Here is a 24,142-nt window from a genome sequence, read left to right on the forward strand (position 1 = left end):
GCAGGACGGATTTGTTGACGCTCCCGGCGCGTGTCAGTTAAGTCTGTGTCTTTGTGGCGGGAAGCAGGACGGATTTGCTGACGCTCCCGGCGCGTGTCAATTGAGTCTGTGTCTTTGTGACGGGAAGCAGGACGGATTTGCTGACGCTCCCGGCGCTGGAGAATTGGCTTGACTTGCTCGTGCTTCCCAACTGGGCGCGAATCCCGATTGACATCCTCGTTATCAGAGAAGGAACGATCCTGGGGCGTCTGTTGCTCTACAATTCGCTTCCCAATCCGATTGTCCCCAAGACGCTTTGGGAAGGCACGCTTGGCTCGAATGGGCTTCCCTCGACTGGCGCTGGATCTGCTTGGAGGCTGAGGGCGGCGATGTTGATCGGCCATATTGTTAAGAATCTTTAACTTGTGGAAGTGGATTTAGCTCTAAGTAGCTCAGCAGCTGATTCAATCGCTGGGGATCTGTTAGGTAAAGATAGCCCATCAAAGTCTCTAAGCTGCTAGCTTGTTGATAAATTTCGGGATCGAGGCGCTTGGGACGACCTGCCGCAGCGTTACGTCCCCGCCGCAAGATTTCTAATTCTGTGTTGGTAAGGTGGGGTTCGAGCGATCGCAATGCTTTTGCCTGACTTTCAGCTCTCACTTGCGCCACTACCATGTCATGATAAGCGTGGGATCGCTTGGGTGGCAGTAGATAAAAACTACGGATATAAAGCTCATACACGGCATCTCCTAGATAAGCTAAAGACGCCGGGGAAATCCGCTGAATTTGCGTGCGACGATCTGCGATCGCCCAGATCGAGTTCAACGATATTTTGGTTTCACCCAGTACGGGGTTAGTATTCAGCCAATCTGAACACTCTTCCTCCTGTGAACTCACATCTATGCCCTACCTCGCCCTCTAGTTGATCTTAATGCTTTTGCCTGAAAATCAGGGGATGGGGTATGGGGAGTCGGGAGTCGGTAGGGGGTAATCGGTAATTACCTGTTCCCTTGTCTCCTGCGCCTCTGCACTGCTGCTCTTTGTTTCCCCATCATTCCCGGTTCAGGACTTTTGAAAATGATTGGGGCGGGGGCTTTAGAACCCGCCCCTCAAGCGCGAGTAGCCGAATCATCGCGGCATACGAAAAGCGCATCCGCGCCGCTACGCGATCGCGCCTCTGTATAGGTCAAGCAGGCTTGACATTCTCCAATGCCGCTTCGACTGAAGGCTGCAATGACAGAAACTGTTCTAAGCGAACCAGCTTGACAGTTTGAGTCACTCGGGCATTTGTAACAATTTGCAAACTACCCTCAAGGCTTTGAGCCTTTTTCACCAGCTGCACTAGAGCGCCCAATCCAGAGCTATCAACAAAATCAATTTTGGAAAGATCCAGCACAACGTTGCTGGGTCCATCTTCAATACACTTGCTGATAACTTTCCGAAATGTGGGTTCGGAAAAAGCATCCAATAAGCCTGTGAGGCGGAATAGCTGATAATTGTCCCTAACTTCGCGAGTGCCTCTTAAGCTGACAGTTAGGGTTAGTGGCTCAGGAATAACACCCTCCTAGCTGGATTGTCCTTAGTCGAGGCTTTATTATAAAACACAATGCGCGGATATACGCATCTGTTGTAATTCGTCCTTAGTTATTCGCGACCGAGCAAGGATATTAAGACTTTCTACTTCATCCGGGACACCCTTCACCCCTCTTTCCCCCTCTCCCTCAAAGAGGGGGAAATCTACTCGCTAACGGGTCTTATCGAGGCAATGAGATCGCATCTAGGCGCTACGCTTATGCGATCGCATCTGCTCAACAAATTGCTCAAACAGATAGTCGGCATCGTGAGGGCCAGGGCTGGCTTCTGGGTGATACTGCACGGAAAAGAAGGGTAGAGATTTGTGACGCAACCCAGCCACGGTGCGGTCGTTCAGGTTTAGGTGGGTAATTTCTACTTCTGGATTTAGAGAATCTGCGTCAATGGCAAACCCGTGATTTTGGCTAGTAATCTCCACTCGCTGCTTCTCAAAACCGGCGGGTTGATTTAAGCCCCGATGACCAAATTTGAGCTTGAAGGTGTCAGCCCCCAGCGAAAGACCAAGAATTTGGTGCCCCATGCAGATCCCAAACATCGGTTTCTGGCTTTCTAGCAGCGCCCTTGTGGTTTCGATGCCTTCGGTGACAGCAGCGGGATCGCCGGGACCATTGGAAAGAAAAATTCCATCCGGGTTGTGCTTGAGAATTTCTTCGGGGGGTGTATTGGCGGGAACCACGACCACGCGGCAACCGTAACTCGCCAGACGCCGCAGGATGTTCCGTTTGATGCCAAAATCAATGGCAACCACCGTGAGGGGTTCCCCGCTTTCTGAGGGGATTCCAGGGCTAAATTCCCAACTCGACTCGGTGGGGTCAGACCACTCATAGACTTTGGCAGTGGTCACTTCCCGAACTAGATTCAATCCTGCCATGCTGGGAGCTTCTTGCACTTTCTCCAACAATTCAACGGGGTCAAGAATTTCGGTGGAAATTGCGCCATTCATGGCACCAGCAGAGCGAATCTTTCGGGTAAGGGCACGGGTATCGATGCCGTAAATGCCTGGAATGTTGTGTTGCTTGAGATAATCGGGCAAAGACTGGCTGGAACGCCAATTGCTGGGACGGGAGGCAATGTTACGAGCGATCGCGCCCCGCACTTGGGGACCATTCGATTCTTCATCATCTAGATTGACACCAGTGTTGCCTAATTCTGGATAGGTAAAGGTGACAATCTGACCGCAGTAGCTGGGATCTGTCAAGACTTCCTGGTAGCCGGTGATACCTGTGTTAAAGACCACTTCACCGATAGCTGTTCCAGGAGCACCAAAAGACCAGCCTTTGTACGACGTGCCATCGGCAAGGACGAGCAGAGCTGGTTGAGGAGAAGAAATAGACATAAGGGAGTGGTTAGTTTTTAGAAATTACTTCTTAGTTGGTAAGTTAGCATCTCACAGCCGTTGGGATAAGAGGTAGGGGGTACTGTGTGAGAATGCGATCGCATTTGGCAGCTCCTAATTGAAGGGGCGACGATAGCAATTTCAAGGTTGGGTGTATTGGATAGTAGGGGCATGACATTGCCATGCCCCTACTATCGGGAGACCTACTGTATAAACATCGCCCATTCAAAAAAACATGAGCGAATGGCTAATTTTTCAGAAACTCAACTAACTGCTCCAACTTCGACCAGGCAGTACCGCTACTCAAGATTTCTCTAGCCATTGTAATGCCCTCCGCATGGCTACCCATTGCGATCGCGCCGCCAACTTGGAGTGCCAACGCCGCATTCAAAGCCACTACATCTTGCTGTGCAGATGTTCCTTTTCCTTGAAGGACATCGCGCAAAATTTCGGCATTTTCCTCAACATCTCCACCCCGAATCGACGTGGTGGGTGCTGGTGTCAAGCCTAATTCGTGGGGATGCAGCGTTGTCAGTTGTACCTCACCACCAGACAGCACTGCTAAATCTGTCGCGTCTGCTAATCCAGCTTCATCCAGTTTCTCTCGTCCGTGCAGAACAATTGCCTGCTGAGTTCCTAACTGTCCTAAAGCATGGGCAATCGTTACGACCAAGTTAGGATCGCACACCCCAATGATCTGCCCGGTAGGGCGTAACGGATTTACTAATGGGCCTAATAAATTAAAGACCGTCCGCACTTTCAAGGTTCGCCGCAGCGATGCCACCGCTTTGAGCGCTGGGTGCCAACCGGGTGCAAATAAAAAGGTAATCCCGACTTCCTCTAGTGCGGCTTGTGCTTTCTCACTGCTGGCGTTTAGGTTAACTCCCAGCGCTTCTAAGACATCCGCCGATCCAACTTTGCTCGAAGCTGAGCGATTGCCATGTTTGGCGACTGAGACGCCAGCAGCAGCGGCTACAAAGGCGACGGCGGTAGAGATATTAAAGGTTGATGCCCCATCTCCTCCAGTTCCACAGGTGTCAATGACTGGAGTGAGGATTGGGGATTGTGGGCGCTTCGCCTTCTCGGCGAGTGGACTGAGTGGGGAGGATTGAGACTGCAACACCTGAGCCATCCCAGCGAGTTCGTCTGCCGAAACCCCCTTTGCTTGCAGGGCGGCTAAAATTGCCCCCGATAGCACTGGTGGAATTTCCTCGTTTAACCATGCCTGCATGAGAGAGGCGGCTTGGTCATGAGGCAGGGATTGCCGATCGAGTAGCTGTTGTAGCAGGTTAGGCCAAATGGATGTGTCGGTAGAAGCGATCGCTCCTGTCGTCCCAGCATCTTGGCTTATCAGTGAAGGAGTATTAGTCATTGACAGGTCTGGGTGCAGCGCACTCAGTTCAGAGGCATTTTGCAAAAGCTTATCGGATCGCCAAGCTCTCTAGCAACGTCCTGCACGCTTCTGTGTCGTAATTTTCCTGAGAGCGCACAGTGGGTTTTTGATAAATATTAAGATTCAGCTATTTTGCTGATTCCAATTAGACCCTTTTAGTTTGATGATTTTAAATATTCATACTTGTCATTATCAGTATCACCCTATTTATTAACTTTATTTGTGCGTAGGTATACAGCGTTGATTCGCTTCATCAAAACTTTATATTACTAACTTTTTATAAATAAACGAAGCTTCTCAGGCAAAAATGAGTATTTTACGAATTGCCTAAATTAAGGGTAGTTACGGAGGTTTTCTGTTGATGCAGTCTTTCAAGCCAAAAGTGTCTGAAGAGGAAATAAAATTAGATCCTGTATTTGTTCCGGAAAACCATTCTAAAAGACCTCCGAATAATTGGCTAAAACAGCTAATCCGTCGCTTAAGTATCCGGCAGAAAATTGGTTATGGATATGCAGTTGCCATTGGAATAGCAACTTTGGGGGCGAGTGCAGGGCTGCTCGTTGGCGAATATTACCAGCGACAGATGTCCCAGCAACTCAAATATGCACAGCAAGAAGCTTATCTTTTGAATAGTTTGAAAATTGCTGTACTAGAAGCAAGAAACCAGCAGCAGCAGTTAATTTATCGGCTAGGAAAACCAAAAGAGTTTCAACGCGAAGTTTTGCGCTTAGTAGAGAAAATTGAAAAGGTTAAAAAACTTTATTCACAAGTAAAATTATTTGGTAATGAATCTCAATTATTCAAGCATTCAGCTCAAGAGATTGCAGAAGTCGAAAATTGGTTGAAAACTTACGACGGAACTGTAGAAGTTTATAGCCAAAACCTAAATGTAATCTTAAATAAAATTGATAAAGATGGTGGGTTACAGCCTGAAACAGTTCTAATAATCCAAAATTCCTTGCTGAATTTTACCAATACTCAGGAGGCGCTTAAGTTTGATAGTCTCTCAGATGATTTAACAAAATTGATTGAGGTTGCTAATCACGATGAGGAAGAAACAGCGATCGCTTTACAGCAGGTAGAGAAACTGCGAATCCAGATAATTGTTACCAGTATGTTGCTGTCAATGGCGATCGCCGCGATAATCGCCCGCTATTCCAGTCGAGCGATCGCGCATCCTCTGGAAACTGCAACTCAAATTGCTCAGCAAGTTACCGAACAAGCAAATTTTACTCTCCAGGCACCCGTAATTACCGAGGATGAAGTTGGACGCCTGACAACCTCCCTCAACCAGCTAATCCGCAGCGTCGGCACCCACACCCAGGAACTGAAGCAAACCCAAGCACAGCTTCATCGCTTCTTCAACCTTTCATTCGATATGCTTTGTGTCGTCGGGTTTGACGGCTATTTTAAGCAGATAAACCCAGCTTTTGAAACAACACTTGGCTACACTGGCGAAGAAATTTTAGCAAAGCCATTGTTGAATTTTATTCATCCTGAAGATCGAGCAACCAGCATTGCTGAGGCAAGGAAACTTGCTAGCGGAGTCATGGTTAGCTCCTTTATAAACCGCTACGGCTGTAAAGACGGTTCCTATAAATGGCTGGAGTGGACGTGCGTCCCCTTTGCTCCAGAAGGTTTAATCTATGCGGTTGCCCGTGACATTAGCGATCGCATACACGCCGAAACAGCACGGCAGGAAAGCGAGCAGCAATTCAGAGCTTTGGTTGCTAATATTCCAGGTGCCATCTATCGGTGTAGCTGCGATGACGACTGGAAGATGGAGTTTATCAGCGATGCGATCGCAGAAATTTCTGGTTATCCGCCTGGAGACTTTATTCACAATCAAGTTCGCAGTTTTGCCAGTATTATTCATCCTGAAGATACCGCGATAGTGGACAGGCTTATCCAAGAGGCTGTGCAGAAAAAACAGCCTTTTATCATTGAGTACCGAATCATTCGAGCCGATGGAAGTATCCGATGGGTCTACGAGAAAGGTCAGGGCATATTCAATTCCACCGGACAGCTTCTGTGTCTAAACGGGGCAATCTTTGATATTAGCGATCGCAAGCAAACAGAAGAGGCATTACACTCATCAAACCGGCGAGTCTTCAAGGTTCTTGAAAGCATCACGGATGCTTTTTATGCCCTCAACCATCAGTGGCAGTTCACCTATATCAACAAGCAAGCGGAGCTACTTTTACAGAGAACCCGGTCCGAACTTCTGGGCACGAATATTTGGGATCGGTTTCCCGCTGCAATTGGGTCAAATTTTTACAATCAATATCACCAGAGTGCTGCTGAACAAGTCTCTATCACGTTTGAAGAATTTTACCCAGCTCTTGATATCTGGGTTGAAGTCCGTGCCTACCCCAGTGAAGAGGGGCTTTCTGTCTACTTCCACGACATCACTGAGCGGAAAGCTGCTGAGAAAGCCCTAGCAGAGCGAGCTAGACTAGCCGCATTTCGTGCTGATATTGGATCTGCCCTCACTCAAAGCGACACTTTACAAGGTATCCTGCAACGCTGCGTCTTGGCTGTGGTTAAACACCTGGATGCAGCATTCGCCCGCATTTGGATGCTCAATGTTGAGGAAAACGTACTAGAGCTGCAAGCTAGTGCAGGAATATACACTCACCTAAACGGCAATCATCGCCGCGTTAAAGTCGGACAATTCAAAATCGGTCTGATTGCTCAAGAGCGAAAACCACACTTAACGAATTCTGTCCTTGACGATCCTCGTGTTAGCGATAAAGATTGGGCGAAGCGAGAGGGAATGGTTGCTTTTGCTGGCTATCCCTTAATGCTCCAAGGTCAGATGGTAGGGGTGATTGCCATGTTTACCCGCCATACCTTGAGCGAATCTATTTTCAAGGCGCTAGAATTTGCCGCAGATGAAATTGCCATAGGGATTAAACGCAAGCAGGCAGAGGAAGCACTCCAAAGATCGCTCAAAGATTTGTCAGACGTCAAATTTGCCTTAGATCAGGCGGCGATTGTTGCTATTACCGATCGAAGAGGAATGATTAACTATGTCAACGATAAATTTTGTGAAATATCCAAATATTCCCCAAAAGAACTGATAGGACAAGACCATCGAATTCTTAATTCTGTTTATCATCCACAAGAATTTTTTAGCAAGCTTTGGTCAACAATTTCTAGCGGCAAGGTTTGGAGAGGTCAAATTAAGAACAGAGCTAAAGATGAAACTTATTACTGGGTTGATACTGCCATCGTTCCTGTTCTGGACGAGCGAGGAAATCCTTTCCAGTATTTAGCAATCTGCTCCGACATCACCGATCGCAAAGCCGCTGAGGAAGCATTGCGGCTATCGGAAGCCCGGTTCCGAGAACTGGCGGCTCAAGAAGAACTTTTCAATCATTTAGCTAGCCAGATCCGTAACTCTTTAGAACTGGATACCATTCTAGAGACGGCTGTTCATGAAATCTATCATCGGTTACACCTAGATACGTGCATCTTTTCCTGGTACCGTCCTGACATGGAGCCTGTTAGTTGGGAAGCGGTGAAGGAAGCCAAAAAGACCGATCTTCGTAGTTGGGTGGGTTTTTTCCCGGATGAAGCCTTTGGTGCATTTACTGAGAAAATCCTGCGCCAAGAAATTGTTCGCGTCGATGATGTCAAGACTCTAAACAACGATCTGCCGTTACAGCAGCTGTTATTGACAACGGGTGCGGCTTCTGTGTTGGGGCTACCACTTCAAACACAATTCGGTAGGATTGGCTTGATAATTTGTAATCGCATCCAAGAAGCAAAACCTTGGACGGATGCTGATGTGGCACTGCTTTGCGCGATCGCTAATCAGATGGCGATCGCAATTAACCAAGCTGAACTCTACGCCGACGCTAGTAATTCTGCCCATCTTGCCCAAGATAAAGCCTTGCAACTGGAACAAACATTGCAAGAACTCCAAGAAACTCAAATTCAGCTGATTCAAGCTGAAAAAATGTCCAGCCTCGGTCAGATGGTTGCTGGCATTGCCCACGAATTTAATAACCCAGTTAACTTTATCCACGGCAATCTGCAACACACGAACGACTACGTTCAAGACTTACTTAACTTAGTGAAACTTTATCAGCAACAATATTCTAATACCGCGCCTAAAATTCAGAGTTTTGTAGAGAAAATTGACCTAGAATTTATCGCTCAAGACCTACCCAAAATGCTGTCTTCTATGAAGATAGGGACGCAGCGAATTCGAGAGTTAGTCTTATCCTTGCGGAACTTCTCGCGTCTTGATGAAGCGGAGATGAAAGCCGTTGATCTCCACGAAGGCATGGACAATACGCTGTTAATTTTAAATAACCGTCTCAAAAAAGAGATTAATGTTATTAAACACTATGGCAAGTTACCTCTTGTTGAGTGTTATCCTGCACAGCTCAATCAAGTATTTATGAATATCCTGAGTAATGCGATTGATGCACTGCTGGCTCAGAAAGAGCGGGAAGATAAACAAATTGTTATTTCTAGCCAAGTATTAGGAAAAAATCAGATAATCGTGAGAATTCGGGATAATGGTTCTGGAATCCCCCAACCAATTCTAGAGAAAATATTTGACCCGTTTTTTACAACTAAAGATGTCGGGAAGGGAACTGGCTTAGGACTTTCGATTTCCTATCAAATTATGGAAAAGCATCATGGAAAAATTATGGTGAGTTCCCAGATGAATGAAGGAACAGAATTTGCAATTTACCTTCCGATTAAGCAGTCAGGTTTGTCTGCAAAATCGGTTCTAGCCAAGTCAAATTAAGATTCGTATGCTGTAATTTGCTTTCCGCCAACACAAGTCTTGGTTAAACAGTTTTAATCCAAATTTTTGTAGCTGAAGAATCTGAACCAATAGCACCATCATGTAGAATCAACAAATTCTGAATAAGCATCTCAAAAAATATGTCAGAAAGTCGTGTAACCTTCAACGCCGAGGAAGTGTTGCCGGACGAGCGCAACTTCGTCGCCGCTGTTCTAGATACAGCAGCAACTTTGGTAGTGGTTCTCGATACCCAGGGGCGAATTGTCGTTTTTAATCAAGCTTGCCAGCAAACCACTGCTTACTCGGCGGAGGAAGTCAAAGGCAGACCATTCTGGGATTTATTTCTGCTGCCAGAAGAAGTGGAATCTGTCAAAACGGTCTTCAAAAATCTTCAAGCGGGTCAGTTTCCAAACCAGTATGACAACTATTGGTTAACGCGCGATCGCGATCGCCGTTTGATTGCTTGGTCGAATACGGCGCTGCTCGACTCCTCTGGTGGGGTCAAGTACATCATCGGTACGGGGATTGACATTACCGAGCGTCACCAGGCAGAGCAAGCCCTAAAAAAGGCAAAGGCTGAGCTAGAAATCAGGGTCGAAGAGCGGACGGCTGAACTTAGGAAAGCCAACGAGCAATTGCAGGAAGAAATGCTAGAGCGCCAGCGTACCGAGGTGGCGCTCGAACAGAGCTATAGCCTCTTGCAGGCAGTTATTGAAGGAACACCCGATGCCATCTTTGTCAAAGATCTACAATGCCGGGTGGTGATGGCGAATTCAGGTGTTGGCACGATTTTCAATCGGCAGGTAGAGGAAATTATCGGTAAGAATAATGCCGAGTTGTTGCCACCTGAGATTGCCTGTCAGATAACCGAAACTGACTGCCGGATTATGGAATCAGGTGAACCTGAGATAGTTGAGGAAGTTCTCATTATCAAGGGCGTTACCAAAACTTATCTCTCTACAAAAAGCGTTTTGCGTGATGCTTCTGGAAATGTCATAGGTCTAGTCGGCGTCTCGCGGGATATCACCGAGCGTAAAGCTGCTGAGGAGGCGCTACGAGAATCCGAAGAGCGTTATCGTCACTTTATTGAGACTGCCTTAGAAGGAATTTGGGTGATCGACGCTGAAAGCAAGACGATTTTTGTCAATCGCACACTGGCAGAAATGCTTGGCTACAGCATTGAGGAGATGCAGGGTAGGTCGCTATTTGATTTCATGGATGATGAAGGGAAAGCGATCGCGGCTCGCCAAGTCGAGCTTCGCCGCCAAGGTATCGAGGCCAAGATTGATTTTAAATTATGTCGCAAAGATGGCTCGTTTCGATGGGCAATTGTTTCGACCTCTCCCATCTTCGACTCAGCAGGGAATTATGCTGGAGCCTTTGCGATGATTACGGATATCACCGATCGCCGACAGGCGGAAGAAGCACTGCGCGAAAGTGAGGCGCGGCTAAGAGAGCAAGCAAGGCGGGAAAACTTGCTCAACCGTCTCGCTAGCCAAATCCGTAACAGTCTTAACTTAGACAAAGTTTTGGAAACAACCGTGCAAGAGATCCGCAATTTGTTGCAGATTGAGCGGTGTCATTTTGCCTGGTATTACCCTGACAGAGAGGAACCCGGTTGGGCAATTGTCAAGGAAGCTCGCAATTCGGAGCTTTCCGATCTCAGAGGTTATTACCCGATTGCTGCTGTCGGATCGATGGGGCAAAAACTTTTGAACCTGGAAATGCTGCGGATAGATGATATCGAGAAACTGAGCCAGAAGCCGCGAAGCGCAGCTCAGCCAAGCGAGAAGCCGCGAAGCGTGGCATACGCTAGCGATCGCCTGTGGCGTAGATTTCTGCGTTCGATGGGCTTCGCCTCTATCTTGGTGCTGCCCATTCAAACTCGATCGGGTACCATTGGTATCCTGAGTTGTTGCCAGAGTTCTGCACCCAGACCTTGGAGCGATTGGGAAGTCGAACTGCTGCACGCTGTAACCGACCAACTTGCGATCGCGATTAACCAAGCCGAACTCTACGCTGCCACCCGCACCACTGCCAAACAATTCCAAGAACAAGCCGCCAAGCTCGAACAAACCCTCTCCGAACTCCAACAGACCCAAGCTCAGCTGGTACAGACAGAAAAAATGTCGAGTTTAGGGCAGTTGGTTGCCGGTATTGCCCATGAAATTAATAATCCCGTCAACTTTATCTATGGAAACTTAGCTCACGCAGATGAATATACGAAAGACCTCCTCAATCTGCTACAGCTCTACCAACAGCACTATTCCCATCCAGTCCCTGAGATTCAAGACGAAATGGCGGCTATCGATCTCGATTTTCTGATCGAAGACCTTCCTAAGATGCTAGCTTCAATGAAAGTAGGTGCTGAGCGTATTCGTCAGATTGTCTTATCGCTGCGGAACTTCTCCCGTCTGGATGAAGCAGAAATGAAGGCGGTTGATATTCATGAAGGGATTGAGAGCAGCCTCCTGATTCTACAAAATCGCCTGAAAACAAAGCCTGACCATCCTGACATTCAACTAATGAAGGAATACGGCGACTTGCCGCAGGTAGAATGCTATGCCGGACAATTGAATCAAGTCTTTATGAATCTACTGACGAATGCAATCGATGCCTTAGAAGAGAGAATGGAACGTGGGGAAGAAAATACTAAGTTCTACATCCCTAAAATTTGCATTCGCACCTCTGTTGTCAACTCCGATCGGGTATTAATTAGCATTGCCGATAACGGTCTAGGGATGACGGAAGCTATGAAAAAACAGCTATTCAATCCCTTTTTTACAACCAAACCTGTAGGCAAAGGTACGGGGTTAGGTTTATCAATCAGCTATCAAATTGTGGTGGAAAAACATGGGGGTCAATTGCACTGTCTCTCGGAACTGGGGCAAGGTACAGAGTTTGCGATCGCAATTCCCATTCAGCAGCACGGTTAGGCTCCATTGGATAAGATTTTTACTTAAATACACTACACCTAACCACCATCTTCGATTTTTCGTCTTTACTGAGAATTAACCTTAGCTTAGTGGCTGATTAATTCTACGAGTGTTAGTCTGTTAATGCTGAAGTGCGATCGCGGAGATAAGCTGTGTCAAAAGTAACTCTCAGTAGAAGAAATAAAGCCATAAAATTTTAATGAGTAACAGCAATGGATATCCATCGCGGGATCGTTTCAGCTACATTTTTAATTTTGGCAGGATTGAGCGCGATCGCTCCGCCTGTTCTCCCTCAAATTCAGGAGTTTACAAGTCAACAACCGGAACTTCAACAAATCGATTTAATTTTTAGTCCGAATACCAATCAAAGTTTTGAAGAGGTGCTTGAGCAAGCAGAATCTATTGCTAGCAATTCTGTTGAGCAGGGATTCGCACAAAATCCGGAGGTTACACAAATTTATATCAGAATATTCGGTGATGTCAAAGGACTAATAGCCCCGCTTCTATTTTCAAAAGTGTATCGTTCTGATTGGCAAACAGAACCTAAAATTGATCGTTGGATTCGATATTTTGATAATTCTGGATTGCTACTAGGCTTTTATAATTCATCTGATTCCTTCTCATCTCCAATTCCTCCTACACCAACCCTCAGACCCGAAGACGATCCAGGTTTCCGGGATGATTAATATACAGTTAAATATACAGATAAAGGCGCAATAATTGCGCCTTTAATACACTTCGTTAAGATTAAAAAAACTTCAGCATTTTCCAATATTGCCTTAACAAGGCGCAAAAAAAGTAAAAAAGAGTTTTTTCAATATCTATCTGCTTTTTTACTGCTACGCTTAAGCTTTTTTTAAGCTCCTATTCTAATTAATGGAGTTTTGGGAGAATCTAAGAATTACAGCAGTAACCGAAAATTATTCATTGCGTCTCTAAGTATAAAAAACGCTAAAATAATTTTTTTAAGACAACAAACCTGAATTTTTCTTTCTACCCTTTAACCTGGTTACTGCTGCTAAAGTTCCAAAAAGAAGTATACCCAATGTAGGAGTATTTTCAGGAACAACTGCTGCCTCTGCCTCATCAACCACTAAGGCAGAAATCCGTGTTCCATCCCCAACATCCACAACCCCAATCCCTAAAGTATATTCCCCTGAGGCTGGAAGAATATAAGAAAAAGCTTGCCATCCAGTTTCTTTATTAAAGACACTTGAAGAGTTACTGAATTTTGAAATCGTATCCGCTAAATTAAAGAATTGAGTACCAGAATCTGACTGAAGACTTACAAAAGCAAAGTCATTAAAATCAGGATAGGTAAAGTCATCAACCGCAGATTGCTCAACAGCCTCATTCGTGAGGAAGTTCCAAGAAAAAGATAACTTTTGCCCAGCACTGCCTTTAAAAGTTTGCTTAATGGCAGATCCCTCAATCGGCTCTGCGGTAGCTATAGCGTATAAAGATTGATCGCCCAAGAAAGTTGAGAAACCCAAGAATCCTTCTAAAGTTTCTTCTTCAGCAAAGCCAGAAATGAAAGTGACGGGAGCAGCATTACCGCCAATAATCGGATTAGAATTATTGTCGAGACTAAAAGTTTCTTGGTATGCAGTTGAGAGAAAAGCCTGGTTTTTTCCTTGGAATGGCTTAATTCCAAAATCTGAAGTTTCTATTCGATAATCGCCTAGGGCTTTCCAACTCTGAAACCCTTGTTCAAATCCTTTATTCAGAACAGCAGCCTTTACTGTAGATGGAAAAACTACACTTACACTGATAGCCAGTGCTGCAAGACTAATTGTTTTTATCATTAAGTTAACTCCTAATTTTTTTTGCCAAAAAGGTCATTTTTAAAGTTTTGCTAATTTTTAAAAGCAGGCTTAGTTTAGCTTTTTAAGTATTTTCACTGATATCTCTATTAAAAGCATTTTTGGTTAAGCGAACATTAATAGAGGAATAAGACCTGCTAAAATTTGGCTTAACAATCTTATTGACAACTTCTTGATAAATTTATATTTTATTAATCTTTTATTAACCCAGAGATTAAAGAAGCTTAATTCTACGTCAGTAGTATTCCAGAGGGTGCGTAGAAACACTCAGATTTGGCGGTGGAAGTCGAGTATGAGGGAGCCGCCCATTCGACTAAAGAGAACAAAAAGCAGGCAGGATGCTACAGGTATAGATACTTATGCCGATGGCTTGAGGTAATGCTGCGTTGACTAGCCGTTGACATGAATGCTGTGGCTTAGCTGTCGCAGCATTTTTGGTTGACTGTTTAAGCTTTATAGAGGTTAGCTCGGCTAAATTCCTGTCAAATAATGACTCAAAATTTTTGATTATTGCGATCGCAAAAAGAGAGGAATTTAATGTCTAAGTTCAGTCGGAGGCAGCTACTAATTTTTTTTGGGGCGAGTGCGGGTACTGCTGTACTAGCTCCTACTTTGGGGAGACAGCATTTTGGCAGCAATCCTAACGTTGCCCAAGCGGTTCTACCACTGAAATTTACCCCAGTGCGATTGCCGCATCCTTTACCGATTTACCAAGAACAAAAAAGTTTTTACGCCACAGCCATTAATTATCAAGGAAGCGTAATTAATGCTTCTACCGATACTCGGTTAAGCACCTACAACATCGTTGATGATGTAGTGGTGCCCCCAGAGTACGAACGTTATGTGATTGTACGTTGGGGCGATCGCGTTTATCCCAACCCAGAAGAATACTTTGGCTACAACAACGACTACACCGGCTTTGTTCCCCTGGATGGCAGAAATCCCAACGACGGCTACCTTTGGGTAAATCACGAGTATGTCTCCTACCCGTTTACTTTTACACTCCCTGAAGTCCCAGAGGATTTAGCAGGATTACCTGAGTCTTATCCCTTAGTCGTTGGGCAGAGTTTACCGGGTGACAAAACCGATCTTTTCCTGTTGGGCGAAATCATGTACAACATGGGCGGTTCGGTTCTGCGGATGGCACGCCAAAATCGCGCCGGACGCTATTCGATTGTTAAAGATCCCAACAATCGACGCCTTCATGGTCTTTCCGGTTTAGGGATTAACAGCCAGCGTTCCGATCAGTATAAAACTATTACTTCTTGGGGTTCCAAGAGCTACCAGAAAGGCGATCAAAACTACCTGTTGAGTACGGGACCCGCTGCCACCCAAGTATTTCCTCTCAGCGTAGATGGGCTGGGTAACAAAATCATTGGCACTGCCTACAACTGCTCTGGCGGCACTACTCCCTGGGGAACCATCCTCTCAGCGGAAGAAAACTTTCAGGCAAGCACAGCCTTTTTTGTAGGAGTCACAGAATCTGTAAAATCTGATGGTACTCAGACTAGCTACACCGCCGGTACCAGTGGGGAAAAATTTGGCTTGGTTGGCGAGAAATACGGCTGGATGGTGGAAATCGATCCCAGTAACCCGAATTTCCGCCCGCGCAAGCACACTGCATTAGGTCGTTATCGCCATGAAAACATCGCCATGCGGGCGGAAGCTGGGAAAAAATTAGTTGCCTACATGGGTGATGACCGGCGCGGCGGACACACCTGGAAATTTGTTAGCAAAGGCACTGTTTCTGCCCCGAATAGCAAGAATAACAGCGCTTTATTTGAGGAGGGGACGCTGTACGTCGCCCGTTACAATCCTGACGGGACAGGAACGTGGATTCCCCTGGATTTGAATGCTGCTACCAATCCGATTCCGCCCTCCGTTCTTGGCTCAAAAGAAATTGCCGCTTTGGGCAAAGCGAGCCGGAATGGTTTGATTAAATTACCCAGACGGAACGGTATTGCAGGTCAAACTACAGATGGCGGTGCATTCAACCTAGATACCACCAATGAAGCCACAGCCCTGGCAGGTTATCAAGGTAAGAAGCTGTCCAACTTCTATACCAGCCAAGGGGCTGTCCTCGTGGATGCCTTCTTAGCTGCCAACCTCCTTGGCGGAACTCCCACCGCACGTCCCGAAGATATCGAAGTTCATCCTCGCACCAAGGATGTATTTATTGCCTACACGGATGGTGCAGCCGGAAGCGATGGCTACCCCGATTCTCGAATCTTTGTGGTTTCTAAGTACAGCCCTGCCGTCAACGCCGGACAACCTTCGGGCGAACTGTTCAAAATTATGGAAAACAGCTCGGATGGCACGGGTACAACTTTCCGCTGGCAGCGATTTGCTAAAGGTGGGGAAGCGGCAGCAGAACCGGGTTCGGGTTTTGCCAATGTGGATAATTTGGCATTTGACCCCCAAGGAAATATTTGGGGTGTTACAGATATGTCTACTAGCGCTCACAATGGTTTTGATGTTGGTGCTGCCGCAACGCCATTAGCGATAGACCACAGGGTCGTGGGTTCTAACTCTCCTAGTGTGGATGATTCTAATCTCAATGTTCAAACTTCTAACCTGATTGGGGTTTTTGGCAATAACTGGCTCTTTTTCATTCCCACCACTGGCCCGGATGCTGGAGAAATCGTCCCCTTTGCCTACGGTCCTCCACGTTGCGAGTTGACAGGGCCTACTTTTATCGGGGATACGCTGATTATTTCGGTGCAGCACCCTGGTGAAGATTGCCCGTTCAATCCTCAGCAAACTCTAAGCCGAACGATTGAGATGCTGGACTTAAATGGCACTCTCTTTAACCAACAACGCACGGTTCCGCGTGGTAGTAATTGGCCTAGCAATATTGAGGGAAATCCTCAAGGACCACCGCGTCCTTCAGTGATTGGCATTCAACGCAAGCAGTCAAATGGCACGTTTGTTTAACTTATATCTTCCACCAGGCGGTAGAAACCGCCGCTACACAAACGAAACCTGCCTACGCAGGTTACAAAACTCTTGATTTTCGGTTAGTACGCTCCGGCGGACTTGGTTTATGTAGCCCCAGAATTCTATTCTGGGGGCTTGGTGCAAGATATCAGTTTAATTAGATCGGCGTAAGTCCCCCACGCTCATTTGGTACTCCGAATCAATGGCGGGATATAAGGCGGGTGGTGACGATTGTATTTTTTGCCAATGCCGTGAGGCGAGGAAAAAGATGCACGAGGAATCACCCATTATTTTATTTGATTGAACTACTTTGCCACAATATTGATTGATGGTAAAGTATTTTTGCCAAGGAGGTGATGCTGAGTGTTACACAAAGCGGTCCTTGTCCGTTTATATCCAACCAAAGAACAAGAAATACTATTAGCGCAAACATTTGGATGTTCGCGTTGGTGGTGGAACTATGCTCTGAATAAATCTATTGAGACTTACAAGGAGACGGGTAAAGGACTTGGACGTGCAGCACTCAACGCATTTCTTCCAACACTCAAAAAGGCTGAAGATACAGCTTGGTTAGCTGAGTGTTACAGCCAAGTTTTACAGGCGGCAACGCTTAATCTAACCACAGCGTACAAAAACTTTTTTGAGAAACGTGCGGGGTTTCCTCAGTTCAAATTCAAGCATGGCAAACAGTCAGTTCAGTATCCTCAAAACGTCAAAATTGTAGACAGCAATATCAAGCTCCCCGGCAACATCGGGATAGTTAAAGCCAAAATACATAGACAAATTGAGGGGAGAATCAAGACGGTTACTGTGAGCAAAACACCATCAGGGAAATACTTCGCGTCTATCCTGACTGAAGTTGCAGGCGAGAAACCACCTACAGCGGAAGGTAAAATTTACGGAGTTGACTTAGGATTGAAACATTTCGCTATTGTTACTGACGGCGAGAAGGTTTCTAAGTACGATAATCCTAAACACCTCGCCAAACATGAGAAAAACCTGAAATGCAAGCAACAAAAACTAGCCCGTAAACGAAAAGGGAGTAATTCAAGACACAAGTATAGAAAAGTTGTCGCCAAAGTGTACGAGCGAATTACTAATTCGCGGCAAGATTTCCTACATAAACTTAGCCATAAGTTGGTCAGCGATAGCCAAGCTATCATCGTAGAGGATCTTCATGTTAAAGGCATGGTACGCAATCATAAATTGGCGAAAGCAATCTCTGATGTTGGGTGGGGAACATTCACCAACTTTTTAGCCTACAAGCTAGAACGCAAAGGCGGAAAGTTGATTGAGATTGATAGATGGTTCCCTAGTTCCAAACTTTGTTCTAATTGTTTCAATCAAATAGGTGAGATGTCGTTGGAGGTGAGGGAATGGACTTGTCCTCACTGCAATACTCATCATGACCGTGATGGAAACGCAGCGATAAATATTAGAGCAGAGGGGATCAGAATGCTAAAGGCGGAAGGTTCAGCCGTTTCTGCTGTAGGAGGGGAGATAAGACCAAGGTTAGGGCGAAAGTCCAAGCTGCGGCACTCCCCTGTGATTACAGAAGCCCACGCTGACTTGGAGTTCCAAGTCAGCGTGGGTAGTTCACGCGCCTAACATTTGCAACTGATACAAACTGGCGTACAATCCGCCTTGGCGCAACAATTGATCGTGGCTGCCCGACTCTACCAGTTGCCCTCGCTTCAGCACCAAAATCCGGTCTACATTGCGGATGGTTGAGAGACGGTGCGCGATGATAATGGCGGTGCGTCCCTCCAGCAATTTGTCGAGGGCATCTTGAATTAAGGCTTCTGTACCTACGTCTAGACTGGCTGTTGCTTCATCTAGCACTAAAATACGGGGATTGCGGATAGCGGCACGGGCAAATGCTAAGAGTTGCTTTTGTCCGCTGGAGATATTAGTGCCTCGTTCTCTAAGTTGGGTATCGTAGCCTTGAGGCAGTTGTTCGATAAAACTGGCAACATTGGTTTTTTCGGCGGCTTGTCGAATTTCTTCAAAGGAGTAAGTATCTCCTAGAGTAATGTTGCTCTTCACGTCACCGGCAAACAGAAAGCCATCTTGAAGGATGACGCCTAGGTGTTCCCGCAGTTCTCTTTGGGGTAAGTCCCGGACATTGACACCATCGAGGAAAATGCGACCTTCGGTGGTTTCGTAAAGGCGACACAGCAGGCGAATAATCGAACTTTTACCGGCACCTGTGGGGCCAACGAGAGCGACTTTTTCGCCGGGATGGATGGTGAAGTTTAGGTCTTTGAGGACGTATTCATCATTTTTGTAGGCAAAGGAGACATTTTCAAAGCGAATTTCACCTTTGGCGGTTGGGGATGGGGAATGGGAAATTCTCCTGGGTTCCTCTGCTACAGACGGGATAATTCCCCTGTCTATAAGCTGTTTTTGTGTCCCTTCAGGATCGCGGATTTCAATTGGTTCGTTGAGAATATCGGTGATGCGTTCGACGGCGGTGAAACCAGATTGCAGGGAGGTGAATTTTTCAGCAAATTGTCGTAAGGGATCGAAGAGACGCTGGGCATACAGGATAAAGGCAGAGAGGGTGCCAAAACTGAGGGCTTTGCCCATAATCATTTGTCCGCCTAACCAGAGTACGCCCGCGATCGCTACCAGTGCAATCCACTCCAAGGTGGCTGATACGGCTGAGTCGTGAAAAATGGTTTTATCCACTTCCTCGATGTACCGCTGATTCGTCACCCGAAACAGTTCTGAGTTGAATTTCTCTCGCCGGAATAGCTGCACGACGTTCACCCCTACGATGTTTTCTTGCAGCGTTGAGTTGAGTGCAGACAGTTCTTCTCTGGCTTTGTAATTGGCTTTGCGATACTGCTGTTGGAAGTAAATAATCAAAGCCGTGACTGGCACCAACATCAGTGTCAGCATCAATGCCAGCTGCCATTGCAGCAAAAACATGGTGACAGCGATCGCTAAAATCGATACCAGATCGCTGACAATGCCAATGGCACCTGTGGAAAAGACATCCCCTAGTGCTTCGACATCGCTGGTGAGGCGGGTAATCAATCGTCCTACAGGGGTGCGGTCAAAAAATCGCACCGCTAAGGACGTGACGTGATGAAATAAGTCAGTGCGAATCTCGGCGGTAATTTGCTGCCCCACCTTCTGCACGGTGTAACCTTGGGCGGCGGTGAACACCATGCGAACGATCATCGTTAGCAGCAGTAAAACGGCGAGAAGATTGATTCCTTCCAACAAGCCTTTACCTTGAAGAAAAGACCAGACTTCTTCCCCGCGAATCAGCGAAATTGCTTGCCCCACGATGATCGGTTGAATTGCCCCGGCGACTGACAGCGGCACCAACAACAGGATGGAAATTATCAGCAGACGACTGCTTTTCCGCGCGTAGGGGACTAAGCGCAGGAAGAGTCGCCAGTCGCTTTCACGAACGCGCGATCGCTCTCTAGTTTCCGTCAGAGGCGGGGATTGAGTCATGCTGCCAAAGCTATCGTATTTCTACTTTTTTATTGTTCCCCTTTTACCAGTGCTGTAGCAGCTGCCTGTAGAGATAGGTAAGCCGTTTCAGGTTGCCCGTTGATGTAGGATTTGCCATCTACCGATTCGCACAGAGTTCCGACTTTCTCGCCATCAGCGCCATAGACTTCTAGCACGTCTTGGAGAATATTCGGGTCAAAACCTTGCACAACTGAACTCCAAGCATTTTTATCAACCGAGCAAATCCTAATTGTTTCGTCCATTTGATCGCCTTGCGCTAGCAATTAATTAGAACAGCGCTTCTGATATCTTCGACCCATTGATGGATATCGCCCATATTCAGGCGATAACTCCGAGGGTGGGCAATTAACCGCGCTGTACTTTCAAATAGTGTATCAATCTCGATCAAGCCATTTTCGCTCAGGGTGCGACCTGTGGAAACTAAATCCACAATCGCCTCGGACATCCCGGTAATCGGCCCTAGTTCTACGGAACCAGACAAAGGCACAATTTCTACGGGTAAATCTAAGCTTTCAAAGTATTCGTAGGCACAGTGAACAAACTTAGACGCGACTCGACCGTGGGGCGGCAGTTGTAAGACTGACCGATAAAGGCTAGAAGACTTTACCGCCACTGACAGCCGACAAGAACCAAATCGGAGGTCAGCTAGATGAGCAACCTGGGGGTTTTTCTCCCGCAGAACATCGTAACCGACTATCCCTAAATGTGCTTGCCCATATTCCACATAAACTGGGACATCTTGCGCCCTTACCAGTAGGGCTTGGGCGGTGCCGGTGGGGTCTTGTATTTGCAGTTGGCGGTTGGCAGAATCTTTGAAGGCGCTAAAGTCGAGTCCGACACTTTGCAGTAGACGAATGCTATCAGATAAGAGTGCGCCTTTGGGCAATGCAACGGTAAGCATAGAATAGAGTTCTGAGTGTTAAGTATTGAGTTCTGGATGTCACAAGGTAACTCATAACTCATACCTCATAATTCATAACTTTTGTGATGCGAATTCTCTTGGTAGATGATGAAGTTGAGCTGACTGAACCGCTGAGTCGCGTGCTAAGTCGTGAAGGCTACAGCGTTGAGTTGGCTTATGATGGGGCGTCTGGCAACCAGATGGCGCTGCAAGGAGGCTATGACTTGCTGATTTTGGATTGGATGCTGCCGCAGATCAGCGGGTTGGAAATTTGTCAGCAGATGCGATCGCGCAAAGATGCTACACCCGTCCTCTTTCTCACTGCCAAAGATACCCTAGACGACCGCGTGCTGGGTTTGGACGCCGGTGCGGATGACTACCTAGTGAAGCCGTTTGAATTGCGAGAGTTACTCGCACGAGTCCGCGCCTTGCTGCGTCGTTCCGCGACTGATGCGCCTGCTAGCGCGACGATAGAAGCGCACTACCATCCTCACTTACTTCAGATTGGAGATTTAGAACTAGATTGTGAAAACCAGCTAGCTTATCGTCACGGACGCACCATTGAGTTATCGGAGAAAGAAACTCAGCTGCTGGAATATTTTATGAGTCACGCGGGGCAGTTGCTCACTCACGCCCAAATTCATCAACATTTGTGGAACCCAGACGAACAACCCAGCAGTAACGTTTTAGCCGCTTTGATTCGCCTTTTGCGCCGCAAAATTGAGGCATCTGGAGAGACAACTTTGATTCACACTGTCTATGGCAAAGGCTATCGCTTTGGAGATGGCGGCTAAGGCGGCTTTCTGACTTGCTTTCTAACTTTCAGTGGCGATATTCAAAAGGCAATCTTTTGATATTTGTCAACTATCATTAGTAGTATTTCAACACCATTGTCTATATTCGCTTTCCTAACAGTAGCGATCGCTTGGTATCGTCTACACAAAACTATGTGTTTAGCTGTTGAGCTGTCTATTGATATTGCTTAGAATAAGCCTAAATTACAAGGAGCTATTTTATATGATGCTTGGAGATTTGGAAGACCCCTTGATAGCTTGGGATTTAAGAAACTTACAAAGAATTGCTACTACTATTCTTTTTCTCCTTTTAGTATTCTTCTTTAGTTGGTTGAATCGAAAAAATCGATATGTTTTATGGGCTATTTTTTCTGGTGCTATCTTGACATTTATCTTCTTATTGGTTACGCGCAATAATCACGGATTAGCTTTTTTTACTTTTAAATTTTAATGATCAGCATATCGCCTGTGCTTGGGAAGAGATTGTCAGGCGATATTTGCTGGCTATTCTTTTCTGGAAGAGAAACCACTTTAAACAGAGAATTGCAACTCTAACGGCTGGGATGGAATGATGTACATTAATTCTGCACCGTCGGGTTTAGAGTCTATGGAGGGAGTTAATTTCAGCCAGTCATGGAAGGTAATTCCCAATTGTGCGATCGCTTGTATTTCTGTCTGATACGCTTCAAAACGGCGATTGGTTTCCACCATAGATTCCATGACTTCCAGCACTTCGGGAAGCCGTTTATCAGCCTCCCGCTTCAAATCTCCTGCATTTGGCCCAAACCAACCTCCTGCAACCTCAACGCGACTTAGAATTGCCGCTGGTAGAGATTCAGCCCATTTATCAGGATCTTGCGCTATCTTGAGCAAATTCTCACGTTGAAGCTCAAACACAGCATTTTCATCCAAAGCTGGATCGATCCACTGGTAAATCCGGGTTAGCCGCCGCAAATCTATCTGACCTTTAAACTGAGGCTGTAAATAGGCTGCTGGGTTAGAAGTAAGTAGAAGATCAACATATTTCTGAGTACGAGAACGGACAACTTTCGCGCCTTCTTGGAAGCGACTTAGTGCTGTTTCGGGTTCTCCTAACTCAAGATGACAGCGTGCTTCAGCAATATAAGCTAGAGATAACGTCAAAAGATATTCATCAGCAATCTGGCTACCTTGCTCAAGTTCTTTGTCTGTGTAGTCAGTGTAAATATGTTCAGCTTCTAGAAAACGGTTTATAGCTTCAATCGCCATCCGTTCTCTGTTTTCCACTTTGGTCATTGTAAAGGCATTCATCGCCAGACCAATAGCAGCTTTGAAGTTAGCATAATATCCAATGTCAATTTTGCGATTAATTTTGTTTAGCAGTTCCTCACTTTGTTTTAGGCGTTGTTCCAGTTCGTTGAGACGCTGGTTTAATACAGCAAATCCCATCACCGCAACACCTAGATTCAGTACGCTAGCAGCAGAAGCCACTTGCAAAATTCCTTGAGCTTGTTGCAAACCCTGGTGGATATTTCCTACTTGCTGCTCAATTCCACCTAGCCGCTGGTTCACATCAGCTAATCCTTTCCCTGTAACAGCGGCGTTAGCCACTGAAGCGACCAAAGTTACCCCTGAAACAGCGAGATTACCGAAACTGGCTTGTTCAAGTCCACCCAGACGCTGGTTAACAACACCTAATCCTTTCCCTGTCACTGCTGCATTAGCAACTGAACCAGCTAGATTTGCCCCTGAAAAAATAAGGTTGAGTAAATTGGGAGAAGAACCTGTTGGTGTTGGCATTTGAGAAGAATTTGCTGTTATATCCTTTAACCAAGTAACAACGTGTTTCGTCCCTACTTCCCGGATCACACCTCCAAACCGCTCAAAGGTTCCATCTGCAAGTCCTTTGGCGATCCAATCAGCAAGCATAAATGTTGCTGTAACTGTTAAACTCATGATTTTCTCCTGGTTGCTAAAACTTAAGCAGCGCGATCGCATCCTTTCTCAGTATTCCCACGACACAGCTAGCGCTAACAATTTAGCTGCATCACAGAAAACGAGCGATCGCATTCTTTCTCAGTATTCCCACGACACAACTAGCGCTAACAATTTCACTGCATCAGAGGAAACGAGCGATCGCGTCCTTACACGCTAAACCTGACAGAAGCAGAGTTCAATAGTCCGCGCAGGCGGACTTTGTTTGCGTAGCCG

General features: G+C 46.3%; 16 protein-coding genes. 7 read left to right on the forward strand and 9 right to left on the reverse strand.

Annotated features, from left to right (window positions below; translation table 11 throughout):
- Nucleotides 1-387 precede the first annotated feature (387 nt).
- The 4 genes from NC997_RS06220 to trpD all read right to left on the reverse strand — a co-directional run bounded on the left by NC997_RS06220 (nucleotide 388) and on the right by trpD (nucleotide 4,280).
- A complete protein-coding gene (locus NC997_RS06220; RefSeq protein WP_242028867.1) occupies nucleotides 388-825 on the reverse strand; it encodes a ribonuclease III domain-containing protein in 438 nt (145 codons plus the stop codon).
- 340 nt (nucleotides 826-1,165) lie between these two features.
- The gene (locus NC997_RS06225) at nucleotides 1,166-1,534 is read right to left on the reverse strand and encodes an anti-sigma factor antagonist (protein WP_190414821.1); all 369 of its coding nucleotides are present in this window, start codon (nucleotides 1,532-1,534) and stop codon (nucleotides 1,166-1,168) included.
- A gap of 222 nt (nucleotides 1,535-1,756) precedes the next feature.
- Nucleotides 1,757-2,908, reverse strand: coding sequence for a glutamine-hydrolyzing carbamoyl-phosphate synthase small subunit (carA, locus tag NC997_RS06230; RefSeq protein WP_190414798.1), 1,152 nt, complete (start codon nucleotides 2,906-2,908; stop codon nucleotides 1,757-1,759).
- 247 nt (nucleotides 2,909-3,155) lie between these two features.
- On the reverse strand, nucleotides 3,156-4,280 hold the full coding sequence (trpD, locus tag NC997_RS06235) for an anthranilate phosphoribosyltransferase (RefSeq protein WP_190414799.1): 1,125 nt from the start codon (nucleotides 4,278-4,280) through the stop codon (nucleotides 3,156-3,158).
- A 382-nt stretch (nucleotides 4,281-4,662) separates the two neighbouring features.
- Here trpD and NC997_RS06240 point away from each other — a divergent pair, with 382 nt between their 5' ends.
- From NC997_RS06240 to NC997_RS06250, 3 genes are all read left to right on the forward strand, one after another.
- A complete protein-coding gene (locus tag NC997_RS06240; RefSeq protein WP_190525283.1) occupies nucleotides 4,663-9,069 on the forward strand; it encodes a PAS domain S-box protein in 4,407 nt (1,468 codons plus the stop codon).
- Nucleotides 9,070-9,209: 140 nt separating this feature from the next.
- Nucleotides 9,210-12,005: a PAS domain S-box protein gene (locus tag NC997_RS06245; RefSeq protein ID WP_190525284.1), complete on the forward strand. Its 2,796-nt coding sequence runs from the start codon at nucleotides 9,210-9,212 to the stop codon at nucleotides 12,003-12,005.
- Between the two features lie 212 nt (nucleotides 12,006-12,217).
- On the forward strand, nucleotides 12,218-12,691 hold the full coding sequence (locus NC997_RS06250) for a hypothetical protein (RefSeq protein WP_190525285.1): 474 nt from the start codon (nucleotides 12,218-12,220) through the stop codon (nucleotides 12,689-12,691).
- A 279-nt stretch (nucleotides 12,692-12,970) separates the two neighbouring features.
- Here the strand turns inward: NC997_RS06250 and NC997_RS06255 are convergent, their stop codons facing one another.
- Complete coding sequence (locus NC997_RS06255; RefSeq protein ID WP_190414804.1) at nucleotides 12,971-13,810, reverse strand: hypothetical protein; 840 nt, start codon at nucleotides 13,808-13,810, stop codon at nucleotides 12,971-12,973.
- A gap of 555 nt (nucleotides 13,811-14,365) precedes the next feature.
- Between NC997_RS06255 and NC997_RS06260 the strand changes: the two genes are divergently transcribed.
- Nucleotides 14,366-16,762 (forward strand): PhoX family phosphatase, encoded by a 2,397-nt coding sequence (locus tag NC997_RS06260; RefSeq protein WP_190525286.1) that lies wholly within the window; start codon nucleotides 14,366-14,368, stop codon nucleotides 16,760-16,762.
- Between the two features lie 366 nt (nucleotides 16,763-17,128).
- Complete coding sequence (locus NC997_RS06265; RefSeq protein WP_190525287.1) at nucleotides 17,129-18,373, forward strand: RNA-guided endonuclease TnpB family protein; 1,245 nt, start codon at nucleotides 17,129-17,131, stop codon at nucleotides 18,371-18,373.
- On the opposite strand, the gene NC997_RS06270 is transcribed toward NC997_RS06265, so the two are convergent.
- From NC997_RS06270 to hisG, 3 genes are read right to left on the reverse strand one after another with little or no spacing between them, the layout of a single operon-like run.
- Nucleotides 18,362-20,236, reverse strand: a complete 1,875-nt coding sequence (locus NC997_RS06270) for an ABC transporter ATP-binding protein (protein WP_190425955.1) — start codon at nucleotides 20,234-20,236, stop codon at nucleotides 18,362-18,364. The genes NC997_RS06265 and NC997_RS06270 overlap by 12 nt on opposite strands.
- A 29-nt stretch (nucleotides 20,237-20,265) precedes the next feature.
- The gene (locus NC997_RS06275; RefSeq protein WP_190414807.1) at nucleotides 20,266-20,499 is read right to left on the reverse strand and encodes a hypothetical protein; all 234 of its coding nucleotides are present in this window, start codon (nucleotides 20,497-20,499) and stop codon (nucleotides 20,266-20,268) included.
- 14 nt (nucleotides 20,500-20,513) lie between these two features.
- Nucleotides 20,514-21,158: an ATP phosphoribosyltransferase gene (gene hisG, locus NC997_RS06280; RefSeq protein WP_190525288.1), complete on the reverse strand. Its 645-nt coding sequence runs from the start codon at nucleotides 21,156-21,158 to the stop codon at nucleotides 20,514-20,516.
- An 86-nt stretch (nucleotides 21,159-21,244) separates the two neighbouring features.
- Here hisG and rppA point away from each other — a divergent pair, with 86 nt between their 5' ends.
- Nucleotides 21,245-21,952, forward strand: coding sequence for a two-component system response regulator RppA (gene rppA / locus NC997_RS06285; protein ID WP_190525394.1), 708 nt, complete (start codon nucleotides 21,245-21,247; stop codon nucleotides 21,950-21,952).
- Nucleotides 21,953-22,483: 531 nt separating this feature from the next.
- Here rppA and NC997_RS06290 read toward each other — a convergent pair.
- On the reverse strand, nucleotides 22,484-23,887 hold the full coding sequence (locus tag NC997_RS06290) for a hypothetical protein (protein ID WP_190525289.1): 1,404 nt from the start codon (nucleotides 23,885-23,887) through the stop codon (nucleotides 22,484-22,486).
- Here NC997_RS06290 and NC997_RS06295 point away from each other — a divergent pair.
- Nucleotides 23,886-24,086 carry a hypothetical protein gene (locus NC997_RS06295; protein ID WP_190525290.1) on the forward strand — a complete coding sequence of 67 codons (201 nt, stop codon included), beginning with the start codon at nucleotides 23,886-23,888 and terminating at the stop codon, nucleotides 24,084-24,086. The two genes, NC997_RS06290 and NC997_RS06295, sit on opposite strands and share 2 nt — an antisense overlap.
- Nucleotides 24,087-24,142 lie beyond the last annotated feature (56 nt).

The organism is Trichocoleus sp. DQ-A2 (assembly GCF_039961915.1).
GTDB lineage: Bacteria > Cyanobacteriota > Cyanobacteriia > Cyanobacteriales > FACHB-T130 > FACHB-T130.